Annotated in this window: 14 protein-coding genes and 1 tRNA gene; 7 read left to right on the top strand and 8 right to left on the bottom strand. The window is 71.4% G+C overall.

The window, feature by feature from the left end; genetic code table 11:
• Positions 1 to 93: 93 nt before the first annotated feature.
• From fusA to AB0M29_RS36855, 4 genes are all read right to left on the bottom strand, one after another.
• On the bottom strand, positions 94 to 2,160 hold the full coding sequence (fusA, locus tag AB0M29_RS36840; RefSeq protein ID WP_365391008.1) for an elongation factor G: 2,067 nt from the start codon (positions 2,158 to 2,160) through the stop codon (positions 94 to 96).
• A gap of 112 nt (positions 2,161 to 2,272) precedes the next feature.
• Positions 2,273 to 2,413, bottom strand: a complete 141-nt coding sequence (locus tag AB0M29_RS36845; protein ID WP_365391010.1) for a hypothetical protein — start codon at positions 2,411 to 2,413, stop codon at positions 2,273 to 2,275.
• A 131-nt stretch (positions 2,414 to 2,544) separates the two neighbouring features.
• On the bottom strand, positions 2,545 to 2,901 hold the full coding sequence (locus AB0M29_RS36850; RefSeq protein ID WP_365391012.1) for a hypothetical protein: 357 nt from the start codon (positions 2,899 to 2,901) through the stop codon (positions 2,545 to 2,547).
• A 99-nt stretch (positions 2,902 to 3,000) separates the two neighbouring features.
• Positions 3,001 to 4,551 (bottom strand): MFS transporter, encoded by a 1,551-nt coding sequence (locus tag AB0M29_RS36855; RefSeq protein ID WP_365391014.1) that lies wholly within the window; start codon positions 4,549 to 4,551, stop codon positions 3,001 to 3,003.
• Positions 4,552 to 4,647: 96 nt separating this feature from the next.
• Between AB0M29_RS36855 and AB0M29_RS36860 the strand changes: the two genes are divergently transcribed.
• The 5 genes from AB0M29_RS36860 to purM all read left to right on the top strand — a co-directional run bounded on the left by AB0M29_RS36860 (position 4,648) and on the right by purM (position 9,297).
• A complete protein-coding gene (locus AB0M29_RS36860) occupies positions 4,648 to 5,283 on the top strand; it encodes a TetR/AcrR family transcriptional regulator (protein WP_365391016.1) in 636 nt (211 codons plus the stop codon).
• A gap of 137 nt (positions 5,284 to 5,420) precedes the next feature.
• Positions 5,421 to 5,624 carry a DUF4177 domain-containing protein gene (locus AB0M29_RS36865; protein ID WP_365391018.1) on the top strand — a complete coding sequence of 68 codons (204 nt, stop codon included), beginning with the start codon at positions 5,421 to 5,423 and terminating at the stop codon, positions 5,622 to 5,624.
• 76 nt (positions 5,625 to 5,700) lie between these two features.
• Complete coding sequence (locus tag AB0M29_RS36870) at positions 5,701 to 6,507, top strand: sterol carrier family protein (protein ID WP_365391020.1); 807 nt, start codon at positions 5,701 to 5,703, stop codon at positions 6,505 to 6,507.
• A 158-nt stretch (positions 6,508 to 6,665) separates the two neighbouring features.
• Positions 6,666 to 8,183, top strand: coding sequence for an amidophosphoribosyltransferase (purF, locus tag AB0M29_RS36875; protein WP_365391022.1), 1,518 nt, complete (start codon positions 6,666 to 6,668; stop codon positions 8,181 to 8,183).
• 46 nt (positions 8,184 to 8,229) lie between these two features.
• The gene (gene purM / locus AB0M29_RS36880; RefSeq protein WP_365391024.1) at positions 8,230 to 9,297 is read left to right on the top strand and encodes a phosphoribosylformylglycinamidine cyclo-ligase; all 1,068 of its coding nucleotides are present in this window, start codon (positions 8,230 to 8,232) and stop codon (positions 9,295 to 9,297) included.
• A 78-nt stretch (positions 9,298 to 9,375) separates the two neighbouring features.
• On the opposite strand, the gene AB0M29_RS36885 is transcribed toward purM, so the two are convergent.
• Both AB0M29_RS36885 and AB0M29_RS36890 read right to left on the bottom strand, forming a co-directional pair.
• On the bottom strand, positions 9,376 to 9,627 hold the full coding sequence (locus AB0M29_RS36885) for a DUF3073 domain-containing protein (protein ID WP_365391026.1): 252 nt from the start codon (positions 9,625 to 9,627) through the stop codon (positions 9,376 to 9,378).
• A gap of 349 nt (positions 9,628 to 9,976) precedes the next feature.
• Positions 9,977 to 11,116 carry a Glu/Leu/Phe/Val dehydrogenase dimerization domain-containing protein gene (locus AB0M29_RS36890; protein ID WP_365391028.1) on the bottom strand — a complete coding sequence of 380 codons (1,140 nt, stop codon included), beginning with the start codon at positions 11,114 to 11,116 and terminating at the stop codon, positions 9,977 to 9,979.
• Between the two features lie 255 nt (positions 11,117 to 11,371).
• Between AB0M29_RS36890 and AB0M29_RS36895 the strand changes: the two genes are divergently transcribed.
• The gene (locus AB0M29_RS36895; RefSeq protein WP_365391030.1) at positions 11,372 to 12,217 is read left to right on the top strand and encodes a hypothetical protein; all 846 of its coding nucleotides are present in this window, start codon (positions 11,372 to 11,374) and stop codon (positions 12,215 to 12,217) included.
• Between the two features lie 429 nt (positions 12,218 to 12,646).
• Complete coding sequence (bldC, locus tag AB0M29_RS36900; RefSeq protein WP_003949541.1) at positions 12,647 to 12,853, top strand: developmental transcriptional regulator BldC; 207 nt, start codon at positions 12,647 to 12,649, stop codon at positions 12,851 to 12,853.
• Positions 12,854 to 13,571: 718 nt separating this feature from the next.
• On the opposite strand, the gene AB0M29_RS36905 is transcribed toward bldC, so the two are convergent.
• Positions 13,572 to 13,646: transfer RNA gene (locus AB0M29_RS36905), tRNA-Asp, on the bottom strand.
• A gap of 81 nt (positions 13,647 to 13,727) precedes the next feature.
• Entirely contained in the window at positions 13,728 to 17,660 is a 3,933-nt protein-coding gene (gene hrpA, locus AB0M29_RS36910) for an ATP-dependent RNA helicase HrpA (protein WP_365391032.1), read from the bottom strand.
• Between the last annotated feature and the right edge of the window lie 145 nt (positions 17,661 to 17,805).

Raw genomic sequence — 17,805 nt, forward strand, 5'->3', positions numbered from 1 at the left:
TTTTACCCCTTTTCCCACCCCCGAGTCTCTACCGATCTCTCCGCGCCCCGGGGGGGTGGCCCCGCCCGTGAACGGACGGGCCCACCCCGGGTGTCATGGCGCCGGGAGGGGCGCCGGGGCGTAGCCGGTGGGCCGGGCGGTGAAGGTGCCCCGGCCCTGGGTGCGGCTGCGCAGCCGCGTCGCGTAGCCGAACAGCTCGGCCAGCGGCACGGTCGCGGTGACGACCGCCGTACCGGCGCGGGCGGCCGAGCCGGAGACCCGGCCGCGCCGTGCCGCCAGATCGCCGAGCACCCCGCCGACGGCGTCGTCGGGCACGGTGACGGTGACCTCGACCACCGGTTCCAGCAGCGCCATCACGCTCGCGCGCAGCGCCTCCCGCAGCCCGAGCCGCCCCGCCGCCCGGAACGCCAGCTCCGAGGAGTCCTTCGGGTGGGTGGCCCCGTCGGTCAGCGTGACCCGCAGCCCGGTCACCTGGTGACCGCCCAACGGCCCCTCGGCCAGCGCGTCCCGGCAGCCGGCCTCCACCGCCCGCACGTACTCCTGCGGCACCCGGCCGCCGGTGACCGTGGACCGGAAGACGAAGCCGTCCCCTTCCGCCGGCTCCACGTCCAGCACCACATGCGCGAACTGCCCGGCGCCGCCGTCCTGTTTGACGTGCCGGTACACCAGCCCCGACACCCCGCGGGCGACCGTCTCCCGGTAGGTGACCTTCGGGCGGCCGACGCCGATCTCCAGCCCGTGGGCGCGGCGCACCTTCTCCACCGCGACCTCCAGATGGAGTTCGCCCATCCCCGACAGCACCGTCTGGCCGGTCTCGCGGTCGGTTCTGACCACCAGCGAGGGGTCCTCCTCGACCAGCCGTGCCAGCGCCGCCGTCAGCCGGTCGGTGTCGGTGCCCCTGCGGGCCTCGACCGCCACCGAGACGACCGGCTCCGCGACCGTCGGCGGTTCGAGGACCAGCGGGGCGTCGGGTCCGCACAAAGTGGCCCCGGCCCGGGCGGACTTCACCCCGACGAGCGCGACGATGTCACCGGCGACCGCCCGGTCCACCTCGGCGTGCCGGTCGGCCTGGACCCGCAGGATCCGGCTGACCCGCTCGGTGCGCGGCGCGCCCACGTCCAGCACCACCTCTCCCTTGGTGAGGGTCCCCGAGTAGACCCGTACGTACGTCAGCCGCCCGGTGGCGGTCGAGTTCACCTTGAACACCAGTGCCGCGAACGGCGCCGCCGGGTCGGCCGGCCGCTCCGCCACCGCGTCGCCGTGCGTGCCGCGGACCGCGGGCACGTCCAGCGGCGAGGGCAGATAGGCCACGACCGCCTCCAGCAGTGGTTCGATCCCGCGGTTGCGGTACGCCGAACCGCACAGCACCACCACGCCCTCACCGGTACGGGTGAGGTCGCGCAGCGCCGCGGTCAGCGTCCGCGCCGAGAGCGAGGACGCGGCGCAGAACTCCTCCAGCGCCGCCGGATGGAGTTCGGCCACCGCCTCCTCCAGCGCCCGGCGCCGCCGCCGCGCCTCGTCCAGCAGCGCGTCGGGCACCGGACCCTCGTCGTAGCGCCCGTCGCCGTCGGCCCACACCAGCGCCCGCATCCGCGGCAGGTCGACCACGCCGGTGAAGCCGTCCTCGCTGCCGATCGGCAACTGGACGACCAGCGGCGCCGGATGGAGCCGCCGCCGGATCGACGCGACGGCCGTGTCGAGGTCGGCGCCGGGCCGGTCCAGCTTGTTGACGAAGGCGATCCGCGGTACGCCGTGCCGGTCGGCCTGCCGCCACACCGACTCGCTCTGCGGCTCGACCCCCGCGACCGCGTCGAACACCGCGATCGCGCCGTCGAGCACCCGCAGCGAGCGTTCGACCTCGTCGGCGAAGTCGACATGGCCGGGGGTGTCGATCAGGTTGATCCGGTGGCCGTCCCAGTCGCAGCTCACGGCCGCGGCGAAGATGGTGATGCCGCGGTCGCGCTCCTGCGGGTCGAAGTCGGTGACGGTGGTGCCGTCGTGGACCTCGCCGCGTTTGTACGTGGTGCCGGTGGCGTAGAGGATCCGTTCGGTGACGGTGGTCTTGCCCGCGTCGACGTGGGCGAGGATGCCCAGGTTGCGGACGGTGGTCAGCGCGGTGGTTGTCGTGGTGGTCGTCGTGGTGTGCAGGTCGGTACGCACGGCCCTCGGCCTTTCGGAGTGATCCGGAATGGGGCGGCGCGAATTCCCGGACGGCGGGGCCCGCTCGGGCAGCGGGCAGCCCCCGGCTACGGCTCGATGGAGCGCGCGGGGGTCAGTGCGTCGTCGCGGGCGTCCGGAACCGGCCGCGCAGCCGGTACCGGAGGGGTGAGGACACGAGGATCACGTCGTACCGCGACGCGGGTGCGGTGACGGGGACGACGACGGGGCGCATGACAGCCGTGCGGTGACGCATGGCCGGGCTCCCCTCGTTCGTCACGGGGCGCCGCGATCGGAGAGCGGCGCGCGATGTGTGGCGAGTGTAGTGAGGACGCCGCACGCGGGGCACCGGGTTTTCTCACCGGGCGGGCGGCAGCCTTCGGATGGTCACTCCACCTCGCGCACACCGGAGTCGGGGGATGGGGAGGAGGGGGCGGCGTCAGCCGATAAGTGGGCCTGTACGAGGGTGAGGAAGGCGTCCGCCAGGGTGACGGCGTCCGTCTCGGGCGACCAGCCCCCCGCGTCCTGGGGGCCGAACTCCCGCTCCCAGGTCCGCGGTGCCTCCCAGCCGGGCCCGACGAGCGTCGCGCGGACGCGGATCGGCCACTCGTCGCCCGTCCCGTAGGTCGCGGCGACCACCCGGATCACCCCGTCCGCGTGCCGCCGGGTCTGCCCCGGCAGGCACGCGGCGATGAACTGAGCCGTCCGCAGCGGAGACTGCGGCGCAGAACTGTCGTTGACCATTCACCCAATTTACGACCGCCCGGCCGGACGGTCCCCCGGCTTCACGAATCGTCCCCCGACCGGGTCCGGTCGGGGGACGTTCGCCGCGGGTGGGGCCACTCACGCCGCCATCTCCAGGTCCGTCCGCGCGTCCTCTCCCGTGGCCGCGCCCTGCCCGGCCTTCGCGGGGCGCGGCAGCCGCAGCGCCAGGACGAAGGCGAGCGCCATCACACCGGCCGCGCTGAGCAGGACGATGTCGGTCGCCGAGGTGAAGGCGTGCAGCGCGGCGACGCGCTCCGCGCCGCGCAGCAGGGGCAGGCTGCTGGTGTCGGCGCCGGGCACGGGGGAGCGGTCGGCGAAGGCGCGGGCGAGCAGGGTGCCGAAGAGCGAGGCGCCCAGGGCGCCGCCGAGCGTCTGGAAGAAGCGCACCGCGGTGGTGGCGACGCCGAGCTGGTGGGCGGGGGCGGTCGCCTGCACGAGCTGGATCAGCTGGCCGATGAGCTGGCCGAACCCGACGCCGAGCAGCAGCAGTTCGGCCCGGATCAGCCACAGGCTGGTGTCGGTGTGCGTGGTGGCCAGCAGCAGCATCGCGACGGCCGCGCTGCCGGAACCGCAGATCACGAAGGCCCGCTGCGACCAGCCCGCGCTGACCAGACGGCCCGCGAGCAGCCCGATGCCGGTCATCCCGGCGGCCATCGGGAGCAGGAAGAGCCCGGCGGAGGTGGCGCCCAGACCGCGGACCACCTGGAGGTAGATCAGCACGTAGACCATCGAGCCGGTCAGGGCCATGCCCATCAGCGCCTGGACGGCGAAGCCGATGCGCAGGACGCGGTCGCGGAAGAGCGGCAGCGGGAGGATCGGCTCGGCGGCGGTCGCCTGCCGCCACAGGAAGAGGCCGAGCGCGGTGACGCAGCCGGCGATCAGGCCGAGGACGACGGGCGAGGTCCAGCCGTACTGCTTGCCGCCCCACTGGGTGACCAGGAGCAGCCCGGTGGAGAAGGCGGCGGCCAGCGCCGCGCCCAGGTAGTCGACGCGGTGGCCGCGGGTCCGGACGGGCAGCCGCAGCACGCGGGCGGACAGCAGGAGGACGACCAGGCCCAGCGGCAGGTTGATGTAGAAGATCCAGCGCCAGTCTGCGTGGTCGGCGAGCAGGCCGCCGACCAGCGGGCCGAGGGCCAGCCCCGCACCCGCGACGATGCCGCCCATGCTGCCGCTCTTGCCGCCGCCGGGCTTCTCGCCGGGGGCCCTGAGGTGGGCCATCACCACCATGGTCACGCTCATCAGACCGCCGCCGCCTATGCCCTGGATCGCACGGAAGGCGATGAGCTGGCCCATGGACTGCGCGGCGCCGCACAGCGCGGAACCGGTGAGGAAGGCGGCGATGGCGCCGAGGTAGACCCGCTTGGGGCCGAGGGTGTCGCACAGCTTGCCGTAGAGCGGCAGGACGGCGGTGGAGGCCAGCGCGAAGGCGCTGATCAGCCAGGGGATCAGGTCGACGCCGTGGGCCGGGTCGAGGTCGCGGACGATCGGGACGGTGGCCGCGGACACGATGTTCTGGTCGAGGACGGCCAGCACGATCGTGGCGAGGCACAGGACGAAGGCGGTCTTGCGCTGCCGCTCGGACATCAGGGGGGCGGCGGTGGCCGCCGTGTTCTCGGCTGTGGTCTTCATGGGCACCACCTTGGCCGAGAAAGCTGTACCGAGTCAAGAGTTCATCTCAGATCAAAAATCAGCCCGGCTCAAAATTCATCCTGGTACAGTGATGCCGTGACTCAGGAACCGGGACTGCGCGAACGCAAGAAGGAGCAGACGCGTCGCAAGATCTGGTCGGCGGCCATCGACCTGTTCAGCGAGCGCGGCTACGACCAGGTGTCGGTCGCCGAGGTGGCGGCCGCCGCCGACGTGTCGAAGATGACCGTCTTCAACTACGTCTCCACCAAGGAGGACCTGGTCCTCGGCCCGATGGAGGAACACGTCGGCGACCCCGCGGCCGTCGTCCGCGACCGGCCCGCCGGGGAGTCCGCGGTCGCGGCCATGCGCCGCCAGTTCATCGCCGCCCTCGACGCCCACGACGCCTCCGTCGGCCTCAACGCCGACCCGTACGTCCTGCGCGTCCGCCGCCTCGTCGACGAGACGCCCTCCCTGGTGCTCCGGGTCCGCGACTTCTCCGCCCGCAGCGCCGCCCTCCTCGCCGCCGAGCTGGAGTCCGACACCGGCGACCCCCTCCTCGCCCAGGTCGCCGCCGTCCAGCTGATCGGCGTCCGCTCGGTCCTGATCGGCGAGAACCACCGCCTCCTGCTCGCCGGAGAGACACCCGACCAGGTCCACCCCGGCGCCGTCGAGCGCGCCGGACGCGCCTTCGCCCTCGCCGAGAACGGCCTGCGCGGCTACGCCGTCCGCTGATCCCCCGCGGACCACCGCGCCCGCCGCCCCAACTCCCCGCCGCGGCTGGTTCCGCGCACTCTGACCGTTTGGGCGCCCTTCGTGGTTGGCTGTCCTCCGCACACGCACGTACGCACACACAAGCGAGGGGCTCGGGCATGTTCGAGTACAAGGTCGTCTCTTTCCGTGAGTCGCTGATCGGCGACGCTCTCGACGGCGACAAGCTGGAGAAGACGCTCAACAAGCAGGCCGCCGACGGCTGGGCGCTCAAGTCGATCACCGCCGCCGACGTCAAGGGCCGCATAGGCCCCGGCGCCGTCGAGGGCCTCCTCCTCACCTTCGAGCGCCCCCGCCAGGGCTGAGCTCCGGCGCTGCGAGCGGCCGGGTGGTGCATGGCGCCGCCCGGCCGTGTCGTACCCCCGCACTAGGCTCGCCCCCATGCCGCCTCGGAACCGCGCCCGTGCCCGTACGTACGACCCCGCCAGGACGTGGGGCGCGTTGATCGCGCAGGTCGGGCATGTGCGGGAGGCCGTGCGGGGGTTGGGGCAGGAGGAGTGGGGGCTGGCGTCCGGGTTGCCCGGGTGGGATGTGCGGACGCTGGTGGCGCATGTCGTGCGGCAGATCGCGGTGGTCGAGGAGCTGCTCGCGGAGCCGCCGCGGGGGTCGGCGGTGGGGCTGACGGATCTGGACGCGTGGGCGGTGTCGACGGCGACGATCTCCGACCAGCTCGACGCGTCGGCGAAGGACGCGGCGGCCGCCATGGCCGATCCGGTCGCGGCGCTCGACGAGGCCGCGCGGACGCTGGCGGCACAGGAGGCCGAGGCGGTGCGGACCGACCGGCTGCTGGCGCGGCCCTTCAACGGGATGCGCGCGCTGGACTTCACCGTCACCCGCCTCGTGGAGCTGGTCGTCCACAGCGACGACCTGGCCCGCGCGACGGGCCGGCCCGTGGAGCTGGACCGGCAGGCGGTCGCCGCCGTGGTCCGGCTGCTCGCCGACGCGCTCGCCGCCAAGGCCCCCGGCAACGCGGTGGAGGTCCGTATCCCGCCCTACGCGGCGGTCCAGTGCGTCGAGGGCCCCCGCCACACCCGCGGCACCCCGCCCAACGTCGTCGAGACCGACCCCCTCACCTGGATCCGCCTCGCCACCGGCCGCACCACCTGGCCCGCCGCCCTCTCCACCCCCACCATCTCCGCCAGCGGCGACCGCGCCGACCTCACCCCGTACCTCCCGATCCTCGGCTGACGCGGACGCTGACCCCCAGAGCCGCCCGCCGGGGCCCCTGGCCCGAACGGGGGGCCCACGTCACATGGCCGTTTGCCCCATGGGGCTACGCGCATAGAACCGCGGAATCGAAGGGTCCCTCGTTCGGACGATGGGCAATCCTGCCCTAGACTCGTGGCGTGCCTCGTGGTGATGGACGACTCAGCCACGACCTGCTCCCCGGCGAGAAGGGCCCCCAGGACGCTTGTGGCGTCTTCGGTGTCTGGGCCCCCGGCGAAGAGGTCGCCAAACTCACCTATTTCGGGCTGTACGCCCTGCAGCACCGCGGACAGGAGTCCGCGGGCATCGCAGTGAGCAACGGCTCCCAGATTCTGGTCTTCAAGGACATGGGACTGGTGTCCCAGGTCTTCGACGAGACCTCCCTCGGTTCGTTGACCGGCCATATCGCGGTCGGCCATGCCCGCTACTCGACCACCGGCGCCTCGGTGTGGGAGAACGCGCAGCCGACCTTCCGGGCCACCGCCCACGGCTCGATCGCGCTCGGCCACAACGGCAACCTGGTGAACACCGCCGAGCTGGCCGAGCTGGTCGCCTCGATGCCGCAGGGCCCGGGCCGGGCCACCAAGGTCGCCGCCACCAATGACACCGACCTGGTCACCGCGCTGCTCGCGGGCCAGGTGGGCCCGGACGGCAACCCGCTTTCGGTCGAGCAGGCCGCCATCGAGGTGCTGCCCAAGGTCAAGGGCGCCTTCAGCCTGGTCTTCATGGACGAGCACACCCTCTACGCCGCCCGCGACCTCCAGGGCATCCGCCCGCTGGTGCTGGGACGGCTGGAGCGCGGCTGGGTGGTCGCCTCCGAGACCGCCGCCCTGGACATCTGCGGCGCCAGCTTCGTCCGCGAGATCGAGCCCGGCGAGCTGATCGCCATCGACGAGAACGGCCTGCGCACCTCGCGCTTCGCCGAGGCCTCGCCCAAGGGCTGCGTCTTCGAGTACGTCTACCTGGCCCGCCCCGACACCGACATCGCGGGCCGCAACGTCTACCTCTCCCGGGTCGAGATGGGCCGCAGGCTCGCCGCCGAGGCCCCGGTCGAGGCCGACCTGGTGATACCGACGCCGGAGTCCGGCACCCCGGCCGCCGTCGGTTACGCGGAGGCCAGCGGGATCCCGTACGGCTCCGGCCTGGTCAAGAACAGCTACGTCGGACGTACGTTCATCCAGCCGTCGCAGACCATCAGGCAGCTCGGTATCCGGCTCAAGCTGAACCCGCTCAAGGAAGTCATCCGCGGCAAGCGGCTGGTGGTCGTGGACGACTCGATCGTCCGCGGCAACACCCAGCGCGCGCTGGTGCGGATGCTGCGCGAGGCGGGCGCCGCCGAGGTGCACGTCCGGATCTCGTCCCCGCCCGTGAAGTGGCCCTGCTTCTTCGGCATCGACTTCGCCACCCGCGCCGAGCTGATCGCCAACGGTATGACCGTCGAGGAGATCGGCACCTCGCTGGGCGCGGACTCGCTCGCGTACATCTCCCTCGACGCCATGGTCGAGGCGACCACCATCGCCAAGCCCAACCTGTGCCGGGCCTGCTTCGACGGGGAGTACCCGATGGAGCTGCCCGACCCCGAACTGCTCGGCAAGCAGCTCCTGGAGACCGAGCTGGCCGGCGGCGCGGACGCCGCGGACGCACTGCGGCGCCCGTAACGCTCCCGTCCGTTGTACGTACGAACGACACGAAGGTTCCCCAGCTATGTCTGAGACCACCGGTGCCAGCTACGCCGCCGCAGGCGTCGACATCGAGGCGGGCGACCGCGCCGTCGACCTGATGAAGCAGTGGGTGCGCAAGGCCACCCGCCCCGAGGTGGTCGGCGGACTCGGCGGCTTCGCCGGACTGTTCGACGCCTCCGCGCTGAAGCGGTACGAGCGCCCGCTGCTGGCCTCGGCGACCGACGGCGTCGGCACCAAGGTCGACATCGCCCGCCGGATGGGCGTCTACGACTCGATCGGGCACGACCTGGTCGGCATGGTCGTGGACGACCTGGTGGTCTGCGGCGCGGAGCCGCTCTTCATGACCGACTACATCTGCGTCGGCAAGGTCTACCCCGAGCGGGTCGCGGCCATCGTCAAGGGCATCGCCGAGGGCTGCGTCCTGGCCGGCTGCGCACTGGTCGGCGGCGAGACGGCGGAGCACCCGGGGCTGCTCGGCGCGGACGACTTCGACGTGGCCGGCGCGGGCACCGGAGTGGTCGAGGCCGACGCGGTGCTCGGCGCGGACCGTATCCGTACGGGTGACGCGGTGATCGCCATCGAGTCCTCCGGACTTCACTCGAACGGGTACAGCCTGGTCCGGCACGTCTTCTTCGACCGGGCCGGCTGGGAGCTGGACCGCGAGGTGCCGGAGTTCGGCCGCACCCTGGGCGAGGAACTGCTGGAGCCCACCAAGATCTACTCGCTGGACTGCCTGGCGCTGACCCGTACCACCGAGGTGCACGGCTTCTCGCACATCACCGGCGGCGGCCTGGCCAACAACCTGGCCCGGGTCATCCCCGACCACCTGCGCGCCACCGTCGACCGGTCGACCTGGGCACCGGCCCCCGTCTTCGGGATGGTCGGCGAGCTGGGCGGGGTCGAGCGGCTGGAGCTGGAGAAGACGCTGAACATGGGCGTCGGCATGATCGCCGTGGTGCCGCAGGACTCCGTCGACGTGGCACTGGCCACCCTCGCCGACCGCGGGGTCGGCGCATGGGTCAGTGGCGAGATCAGCGCACGCGAAAATGGCGCGGCCGCGGTCGAACTGACCGGCGACTACGCGCTGTAGAGCGGAAACAGCGGAAACCTCACGACGAAACCCGGTCCGGGGCGGGCCCCGGACCGGGTCGACAACGCTGCTTCAGTGTCAAGCGTGACGGCGCTGGGGCGATGACTCGGACTCCTCGTCCTCGTCATCGTCGTCGTCATAGAGATCCGCGTACTGTGCGTACGGGTCGTCATCCTCGTCGTCATCGTCCTCGACAGGTTCCGGATTCACCGGAAGCGGTGACGATGCGCCCAGCTCGTCGGCCAGACGTGAGAGATCCGTGCCGCCGCTGTTGTACTTCAGCTGGCGGGCGACCTTCGTCTGCTTGGCCTTGGCCCGGCCGCGCCCCATGGCTCGACCCCCTTAACGGCGGGGCTCAGTGGCCCCGAGTCTTGACACGCGTTCATGATTCGGAGCGACCTCTCCGGAGAGAGACCGGTCCGTAGGCCCACAACGGTACCTGCTTCCGACGCCGCACGGTACGTCGCCCGCACGACGCGCGTCGGATCAGGGGCCATTGACGACCCTGTCCTGCCTGGTCAGGCCCGATTTTACCTTCTTCTAGCGCGAACTTGCTATCGGGCCGTGCTGTCGGTCACGCCAAGCCGCGGTGAAGGGGCCGTGAAGGGCTCGCGAACCGCGTCGGGAGCCCTTCGGGGAGGCCGCGTCAGGCCCGCGTCAGGCCCGGGTCAGGCCCGCGTCAGGAGGCGGCCGGGTCCTGCGGACGCAGCCATTCCGCCGCGGGCGTCCGGTCGGAGATCCGCTGCTCGGCGAGCCGGTCGGCGGCCACGGCCGGGGGAACCCCGTCGGTGGCGGCACGATCGAAAATGGCCAGAGTCGTGTCGTAGATCTTCGTCGCCTTGGACTTGGCCCGGTCGAAATCGAAACCGTGCAGTTCGTCCGCGACCTGGATCACACCACCGGCGTTCACCACGTAGTCCGGCGCGTAGAGGATGCCGCGGTCGGCGAGGTCCTTCTCGACACCGGGGTGGGCGAGCTGGTTGTTGGCCGCGCCGCACACCACGGTGGCGGTCAGGGCGGCCACAGTGGCGTCGTCCAGGGCGCCGCCGAGGGCACAGGGGGCGTAGACGTCCAGCGGGGTGCGCACCAGCACCTCGGCGTCGCTGACGGCCGTGACGACGCCCGGGTGGCGGGCGATGATCCGGTCGACGGCGTCGGCGCGCACATCGGTGATCACGACCTCGGCGCCGTCCTCCACCAGGTGCTCCACGAGGTGGTGGCCGACCTTGCCGACACCGGCGATACCGACCCGGCGGCCGCGCAGCGTCGGCTCGCCCCACTGGGTGCGCGCGGCGGCGCGCATGCCCTGGAAGACACCGAAGGCGGTGAGCACGGAGGAGTCGCCCGCGCCGCCGTTCTCGGGCGAGCGGCCGGTGGTCCAGCGGTTCTCGCGGGCCACGACGTCCATGTCGGCGACGTAGGTGCCGACATCGCACGCGGTGACGTAGCGGCCGCCGAGGGAGGCCACGAAGCGACCGTAGGCGAGCAGCAGTTCCTCGGACTTGAGCGCGTCGGGGTCGCCGATGATCACGGCCTTGCCGCCACCGTGGTCGAGCCCGGCGAGGGCGTTCTTGTACGACATGCCGCGGGCGAGGTTGAGCGCGTCCTCGACGGCCTCGTCGTCGGAGCCGTAGGCGTGGAAGCGGGTGCCGCCGAGGGCCGGGCCCAGGGCGGTGGAGTGGAGCGCGATGACGGCCTTGAGGCCGGAGGCGCGGTCCTGGCACAGAACGACCTGCTCGTGTCCGCCCTGCTCCGATCGGAACAGCTTGGCGACGACACTTTCGGTCTGTCGTACGTCGGTCACGGTGGTGACTCCCATAGTCCAGTGGTGGCCGGATGATCCGGGTGTTCCCGGTGGTCGGGCCGCCCCCCGTGCGGGTGGCGGAGGGCCGGTAGCAGAAGGGTAGGCCCTGGGGAGCCGATCATGAGGGGAGAGTCCGGCAACCGTCCCACCCGTCTCACAGAGTGGCCGGGATCACCTCCGACGGGGGGTGCCGCGTGGGACGATCGAGGCCCGGAGCCGGAGGCGAGACCGCCGAAGGACGGGCGTCGGGGTGGTGGCGAGGGAGCGGGTGTGGGCGGTTCACCGGTACTGGTCCCGTACGCGGCCTATTTGCGGGTCTACGAGCCGCTGGCGGCCTTTCCCGAGCCCGAACGCAGCCACTGGTACCGCTACGCCGCCGCGGGCCTGACGCGTACCGCACAGGACGAACTGCGGCAGTCGCTCGCGGACCTGGTGCCGGTGCCGCCGGTGGCCGTCCCCGTGCACGAGAGCCGGGACGCCTTCGTCGCGGTGGTGGCGGGCGTCACCCACATCTGCCCCTGGCGCACCCGGTTGCGCGGCTGGCTGGCCCTGGAGGAACTCGGCGAGCTGCTGCCCGAGTCGGTGCTCGACGCGATGCTGCCGCCGGTCGTACGGCTCCAGGCGAGCGCCGACCACGAGGCGTGGCGGGAGCGAAATCCGGACGCGCGCCCGTGGATCCGCTCGGCCACCTGGCACGTGCCGGTGCGCTGGTTCACGCTCGTCGGCGACGACGAGCGGGAGTACGAGCCGGCGGGCGCGGGGGAGTCCAAGGAGCCCCTGCTGCGCTACCGCACGCCGATGGTCCAGGCGCGCCGGCGCGTGGCGCGGGCGCTGCGAGTGCTGAAGGACACACTCCAGGAGGGCCCGCTGATCGACGGGCTGATCGACGTGGGGCGGTGGCTGGAGGAGTTCCACCCGCGCTCGCTGGTCGAGTTGGACTACGGCGGCCTGGTGCACGCGATGGGTCCCGACCGGCTGGCGGCCGACCGCTCGGCCGCCGACGTCGCCGAGGGGCTGGCGGCGCTGCGCAGGGGTGACTCGGGCGCCGCGGGGGAGGCGTACGAACGCCTGACCGAGCGGTGGCGGGCGATCCGCGAGCTCCAGTTCTCCAGCTGAGGTGCGCGTGGGACTGCCGAGCCGCTAGGGTCTCAAATTCGGCCATTGGCCCAAGGGTGACGGAGAGCACGTAACTGATCCCTTGCCTGCATCCCCATCTGTCATGCCAAAATGGGACATCGGGTCCGCCTCGGACTCAATTCGACGGTGGGGATGGGACGGATGATCACGCTGTGACTGATCGTCACACTGGTGTGACTGTCCGTTATGGCATGGTCCATCGGGTTCCGCCGAGCTTGAACACCTGAGAGGGCAATTCCATCGGTTTGGCCGAAGCGGCTGGACGGATGGTGTAGTTGTAGTGCCGAGGACAAGCCGTTCGTCCTATTACCGACTCGGCCCGCGTCCGCCATTTCGGGCAACGTGGGTCAAGGTGCAGAATTTAGAGGAAAGAACCGCGTTGGTTCGGTTCTCTCGAGGAGGCCGCTCATGACCGCTCGCACCCCTGATGCCGAGCCGTTGCTTACCCCTGCTGAGGTCGCCACCATGTTCCGCGTCGACCCGAAGACGGTCACGCGCTGGGCCAAGGCCGGCAAGCTCACGTCCATCCGCACGCTGGGCGGGCACCGCCGTTACCGCGAGGCGGAGGTCCGCGCACTGCTGGCGGGCATTCCGCAGCAGCGCAGCGAGGCCTGACAGCCCTTTTGGGCGCCTTGTGGGGCCCCCACCCCATACGTCGCCCGCCCGACGGCCCACCTGCCCCCATCAGGGACGCCCGACGGAGCGCACTTCAGCTCAACGCTCCACCAGTTACACCGGCTTCATCTGCTCCACAGAGATCGCATCGGACTCCGCCGGGTCCGGTGCGATCTCTTTTTTTGTGTGCTTCTTGTGCGGGCGGTGTGGCCGAGATGTGCGCCTGACGTGTCGTTGGTGTGTACCTTTCGGGGTCCCCCGGGGGTGTGCGGGGCGTCCGTTGCGTGGTGTTGCGCGGTGATGTGGGGCCGGTAGCGGCGGGGTCTGTGGGGTCTTGGGGGCTCCTGCGCGCTGGTGCCGGAGTCGTCCCAGGGGAGGTGCAATTGCACATATTAAATCGACACCCTTCCGGAGGGCGTCAGGTTCCGCGCTTCCGAAACGAGTTCGCGTGACTCCCGTCACACGCACGGGTCTTGTGGATCTTTCGCCCGATGCGATAGTGAACTGGCGCCGCCCGCTGGGGAGTCGACGTGCGCCGGAGCGCGGACCGGCGCACGGTGTGGGTGAGGCTCTCGGTGAGGCTGCCAGAGGCGCTGTCGGAAGAGCGTCAGCGTACGCGTGGGGTGAGCAACACAGAAGACCGTCAGCGGCCCCTCAGGGGCGACGGGAACAACGAGAAGGCCCGCTCCCCCTGAGGGGTGCGGGCCTTCGTTTCGTGCGGTCCTGACGGGATTTGAACCCGCGGCCTCCACCTTGACAGGGTGGCGAGCACTCCAAACTGCTCCACAGGACCAGGTTTCGCAGCCCCATGTGCTCGGCTGCGAGACAGACTGTACAGCAGGTCAGGGGGTGCGGTCGAACCCGATACGGAGGCTCAGCCCCACGCCTCGTCCAGGGCCTTGAACACCCGTTTGTCGGACACCGGGAAGGCCGTGCCCAGGGCGTGGGCGAAGTAGCTGACCCGCAGCTCCTCGATCATCCAGCGGATGTCGCGGACCGCCGCGGGAACGGGCCGTCCGGGCGGCTGGGCGGCCAGCAGCTCGGCGTACTCCGCCTGGATCTCCCGGACCTTCTCCATGCGCGTGGTGTCCCGCTGGGCGCCCGTGGGCATCTGCTGCAGCCGCCGGTCCACGCCCACGAGATACCGCATCAGGTCGGGCAGCCGCTTGAGCCCCGTGTCGGTCACGAAACCGGCGTGCACCAGGCCCGCGAGCTGCTCCCGTACGTCCTGGAGGTTCGCCACCAGCGCCAGGCTCGTGGTGTCCTTCAGCCGCCGCTCGCAGGACTGCCAGGCGGCCAGCACCTGCTGCACCCGCTGCACGCTGCGCCCGGTCAGCTCCACCAGGTCGGCCCGCACCGCGTCGTGCAGCTTGCGGAAGGACTCCTCGTCCCACGCCGGGCCGCCGTGGTCGGCGATCAGCCGGTCCGCGGCGGCGGTGGCGCAGTCCTCGAAGAGCGCCTGCACACTGCCGTGCGGATTACGGGACAGCGCGAGCTTCTGCTGGTTGGAGAGCTGGTCGGCGGCGAACTTCGCGGGGTTCACCGGCACGTTGAGCAGGATCAGCCGCCGGGTGCCGCGCCACATCGCCTCGGCCTGCTCCGGCTCGGTGTCGAAGAGCCGTACGGCGACGGTGGCGCCCTCGTCGACCAGCGCCGGATACGCCTTGACCGGCTGGCCGGCGCGCCGGGTCTCGAAGGTGCGCGGCAGAGTGCCCACCGTCCAGTCGGTGAGCCCGGTGCGCTGGTCCAGCGAGGACAGCGCGGGGTCGGCCGACGACTCGAACGCCTTGGTGATCGCCTCACGCGTCTTCGGCTTGAGCCGCAGCCGCAGCGCGTCCAGGTCCTTGTCCTCGGCGAGCTTGCGGCGCCGCTCGTCGGTCACCCGGAAGGTGATCTTGAGATGGTCGGGCACCCGCGCCAGGTCGAAGTCCTCGGCCGTGACCGGCACCCCGACCATCCGCTGCAGCTCGCGCGCCAGCACGAACGGCAGCGGGTCGGGCCCGGCCACCGCACGCTCCAGGAACTTCTTCGCGTAGTTCGGCGCGGGCACGTAGTGCCGCCGGATCGCCTTCGGCAGCGACCGGATCAGCTCCACGACCACGTCCTCGCGCAAGCCCGGGATCTGCCAGTCGAAGCCGTCCGCGGTGACCTGGTTGAGCACCTGGAGCGGGATGTGGACGGTCACGCCGTCCGCGTCGGCGCCCGGCTCGAACTGGTACGTCACCTTGAACTTGAGCGCCCCCTGCCGCCACGAGTCCGGGTAGTCGGCCTTGGTGACCGCCTCCGCGTTCTCGTTGATCAGCATGGAGTGCTCGAAGTTGAGCAGCTCCGGCTCCTCGCGGCGCCTGCGCTTCCACCAGGAGTCGAAGTGCGCGCCGGAGACCACGTCCTGCGGCAGCCGCGCGTCGTAGAAGTCGAAGAGCGTCTCGTCGTCCACCAGGATGTCGCGGCGCCGCGCCCGGTGCTCCAGCTCCTCGACCTCGCCGAGCAGCTTGCGGTTATCGTGGAAGAACTGGTGGTGGGTGCGCCAGTCGCCCTCGACCAGCGCGTTGCGGATGAACAGGTCGCGGGAGACCTCGGGGTCGATCCGCCCGTAGTTCACCTTGCGCTGGGCGACCAGCGGCACACCGTAGAGCGTCACCCGCTCGTACGCCATCACCGCCGCCTGGTCCTTCTCCCAGTGCGGCTCGCTGTACGTGCGCTTCACCAGGTGCTGGGCGAGCGGCTCGACCCACTCCGGCTCGATCCGCGCGTTGACCCGCGCCCACAGCCGGGAGGTCTCCACCAGCTCCGCCGACATGATCCAGCGCGGCGGCTTCTTGAACAGCGCCGAGCCGGGGAAGACCGCGAACTTCGCGCTGCGGGCGCCCAGGTACTCGTTCTTGTCGGTGTCCTTCAGGCCCAGATGGCTGAGCAGCCCCGCCAGCAGCGACAGATGGACGTGCTGCGGGTCGGCGTCCGCCGTCTCCTCGGCCATGCTGATGCCGAGCTGCTTGGCGACCGTACGCAGCTGGCTGTAGATGTCCTGCCACTCGCGGATCCGCAGGTAGTTCAGATACTCCGACCTGCACATCCGGCGGAACGCCGACGACGACAGCTCCTTCTGCCGCTCGCGCACGTACCGCCACAGATTGAGGAAGGCCAGGAAGTCGCTGGTCTCGTCGCGGAAGCGGGCGTGCTGCTGGTCGGCCTGCTGCTGCTTGTCGGCAGGGCGCTCGCGCGGGTCCTGGATGGACAGCGCGGCGGCGATCACCATGACCTCGCGTACGCAGCCGTTGCGGTCGGCCTCCAGCACCATCCTCGCCAGCCGCGGGTCCACCGGGAGCTGGGCGAGCTTGCGGCCGGTCTGCGTCAGCCGCTTCCTCGGGTCCTTCTCCTGCGGGTCCAGCGCGCCCAGCTCCTCCAGGAGCTGCACGCCGTCCTTGATGTTGCGGCTGTCCGGCGGGTCGATGAAGGGGAACCTGGCGATGTCGCCCAGACCGGCCGCCGTCATCTGCAGGATGACCGACGCCAGGTTGGTCCGCAGGATCTCCGCGTCCGTGAACTCCGGCCGCGCCAGGAAGTCGTCCTCGTCGTACAGCCGGACGCAGATGCCGTCCGAGGTACGGCCGCAGCGGCCCTTGCGCTGGTTGGCGCTGGCCTGCGAGATCCGCTCGATCGGCAGCCGCTGGACCTTGGTGCGGTGGCTGTAGCGGGAGATCCGGGCCGTGCCCGGGTCGATCACGTACCGGATGCCGGGGACGGTCAGCGAGGTCTCCGCCACATTGGTGGCCAGCACGATCCGGCGCCCGGCGTGCTGCTGGAAGACGCGGTGCTGCTCTGCGGAGGACAGCCGGGCGTAGAGCGGCAGGACCTCGGTGGAGCGGAGGTTCTGCTTGTTCAGCGCGTCCGCGGTGTCGCGGATCTCGCGCTCCCCGGAGAGGAAGACCAGGATGTCGCCGGGCCCCTCGGCCTGGAGCTCGTCGACCGCGTCGCAGATCGCCGTGATCTGGTCGCGGTCGCTGTCCTCGGAACCCTCCTCCAGCAGCGGGCGGTACCGCACCTCCACCGGATACGTACGGCCGCTGACCTCGACGATCGGCGCGTCGCCGAAGTGCCGGGAGAAGCGCGCCGGGTCGATGGTCGCCGAGGTGATGATCACCTTGAGGTCGGGGCGGCGGGGCAGCAGCTGGGCCAGATAGCCGAGGATGAAGTCGATGTTGAGGCTGCGTTCGTGCGCCTCGTCGATGATGATCGTGTCGTACGCGCGCAGCTCGCGGTCCGTCTGGATCTCCGCGAGCATGATGCCGTCGGTCATCAGCTTCACCAGGGTGGAGTCGCCCACCTGGTCGGTGAAGCGGACCTTCCAGCCGACCGCCTCGCCCAGCGGGGTGCGCAGCTCCTCCGCGACCCGCTCGGCGACGGTACGGGCCGCGATCCGCCGCGGCTGGGTGTGCCCGATCAGCCCGCGCACCCCGCGGCCCAGCTCCAGGCAGATCTTCGGGATCTGGGTGGTCTTGCCCGAGCCCGTCTCCCCGGCCACGATCACCACCTGGTGGTCGCGGATCGCCGCCAGGATGTCGTCCTTCTTCTGGCTGACCGGCAGCGACGCGGGATACGTGATCTCCGGGACGGCCGCCCGCCGGGCCTCGACCCGCAGCGCGCCCTTCTCGATCTCCCGGCCGATCTCCTCCAGCACCGCCGCCCGCGCCTCGGGTTTGCGGATCCTGCGTGCGCCGTCGAGTCGGCGGCCGAGGCGCTGCTCATCGCGCAAGGTCAGCGACGGCAGGCGTTCGGCGAGATCAGAGGTGGTGGCTTGGCTGGACATACGCGGTCCAGGATCGCATCCGCGGAGGAGTGAGGGCGAACGCATTTCGCGGGGTGGTCGGGTGGGTGGTCGGTGCGGGGTCCTCGCGCGGTGGGGTGCGGGGCTCCCGGCGGTTGGCCGCGCCCTTGTGGCGGGGGTGCGGCGG

It is taken from the genome of Streptomyces sp. NPDC051976 (assembly GCF_040680795.1).
In the GTDB taxonomy this organism is placed as follows: Bacteria; Actinomycetota; Actinomycetes; order Streptomycetales; family Streptomycetaceae; genus Actinacidiphila.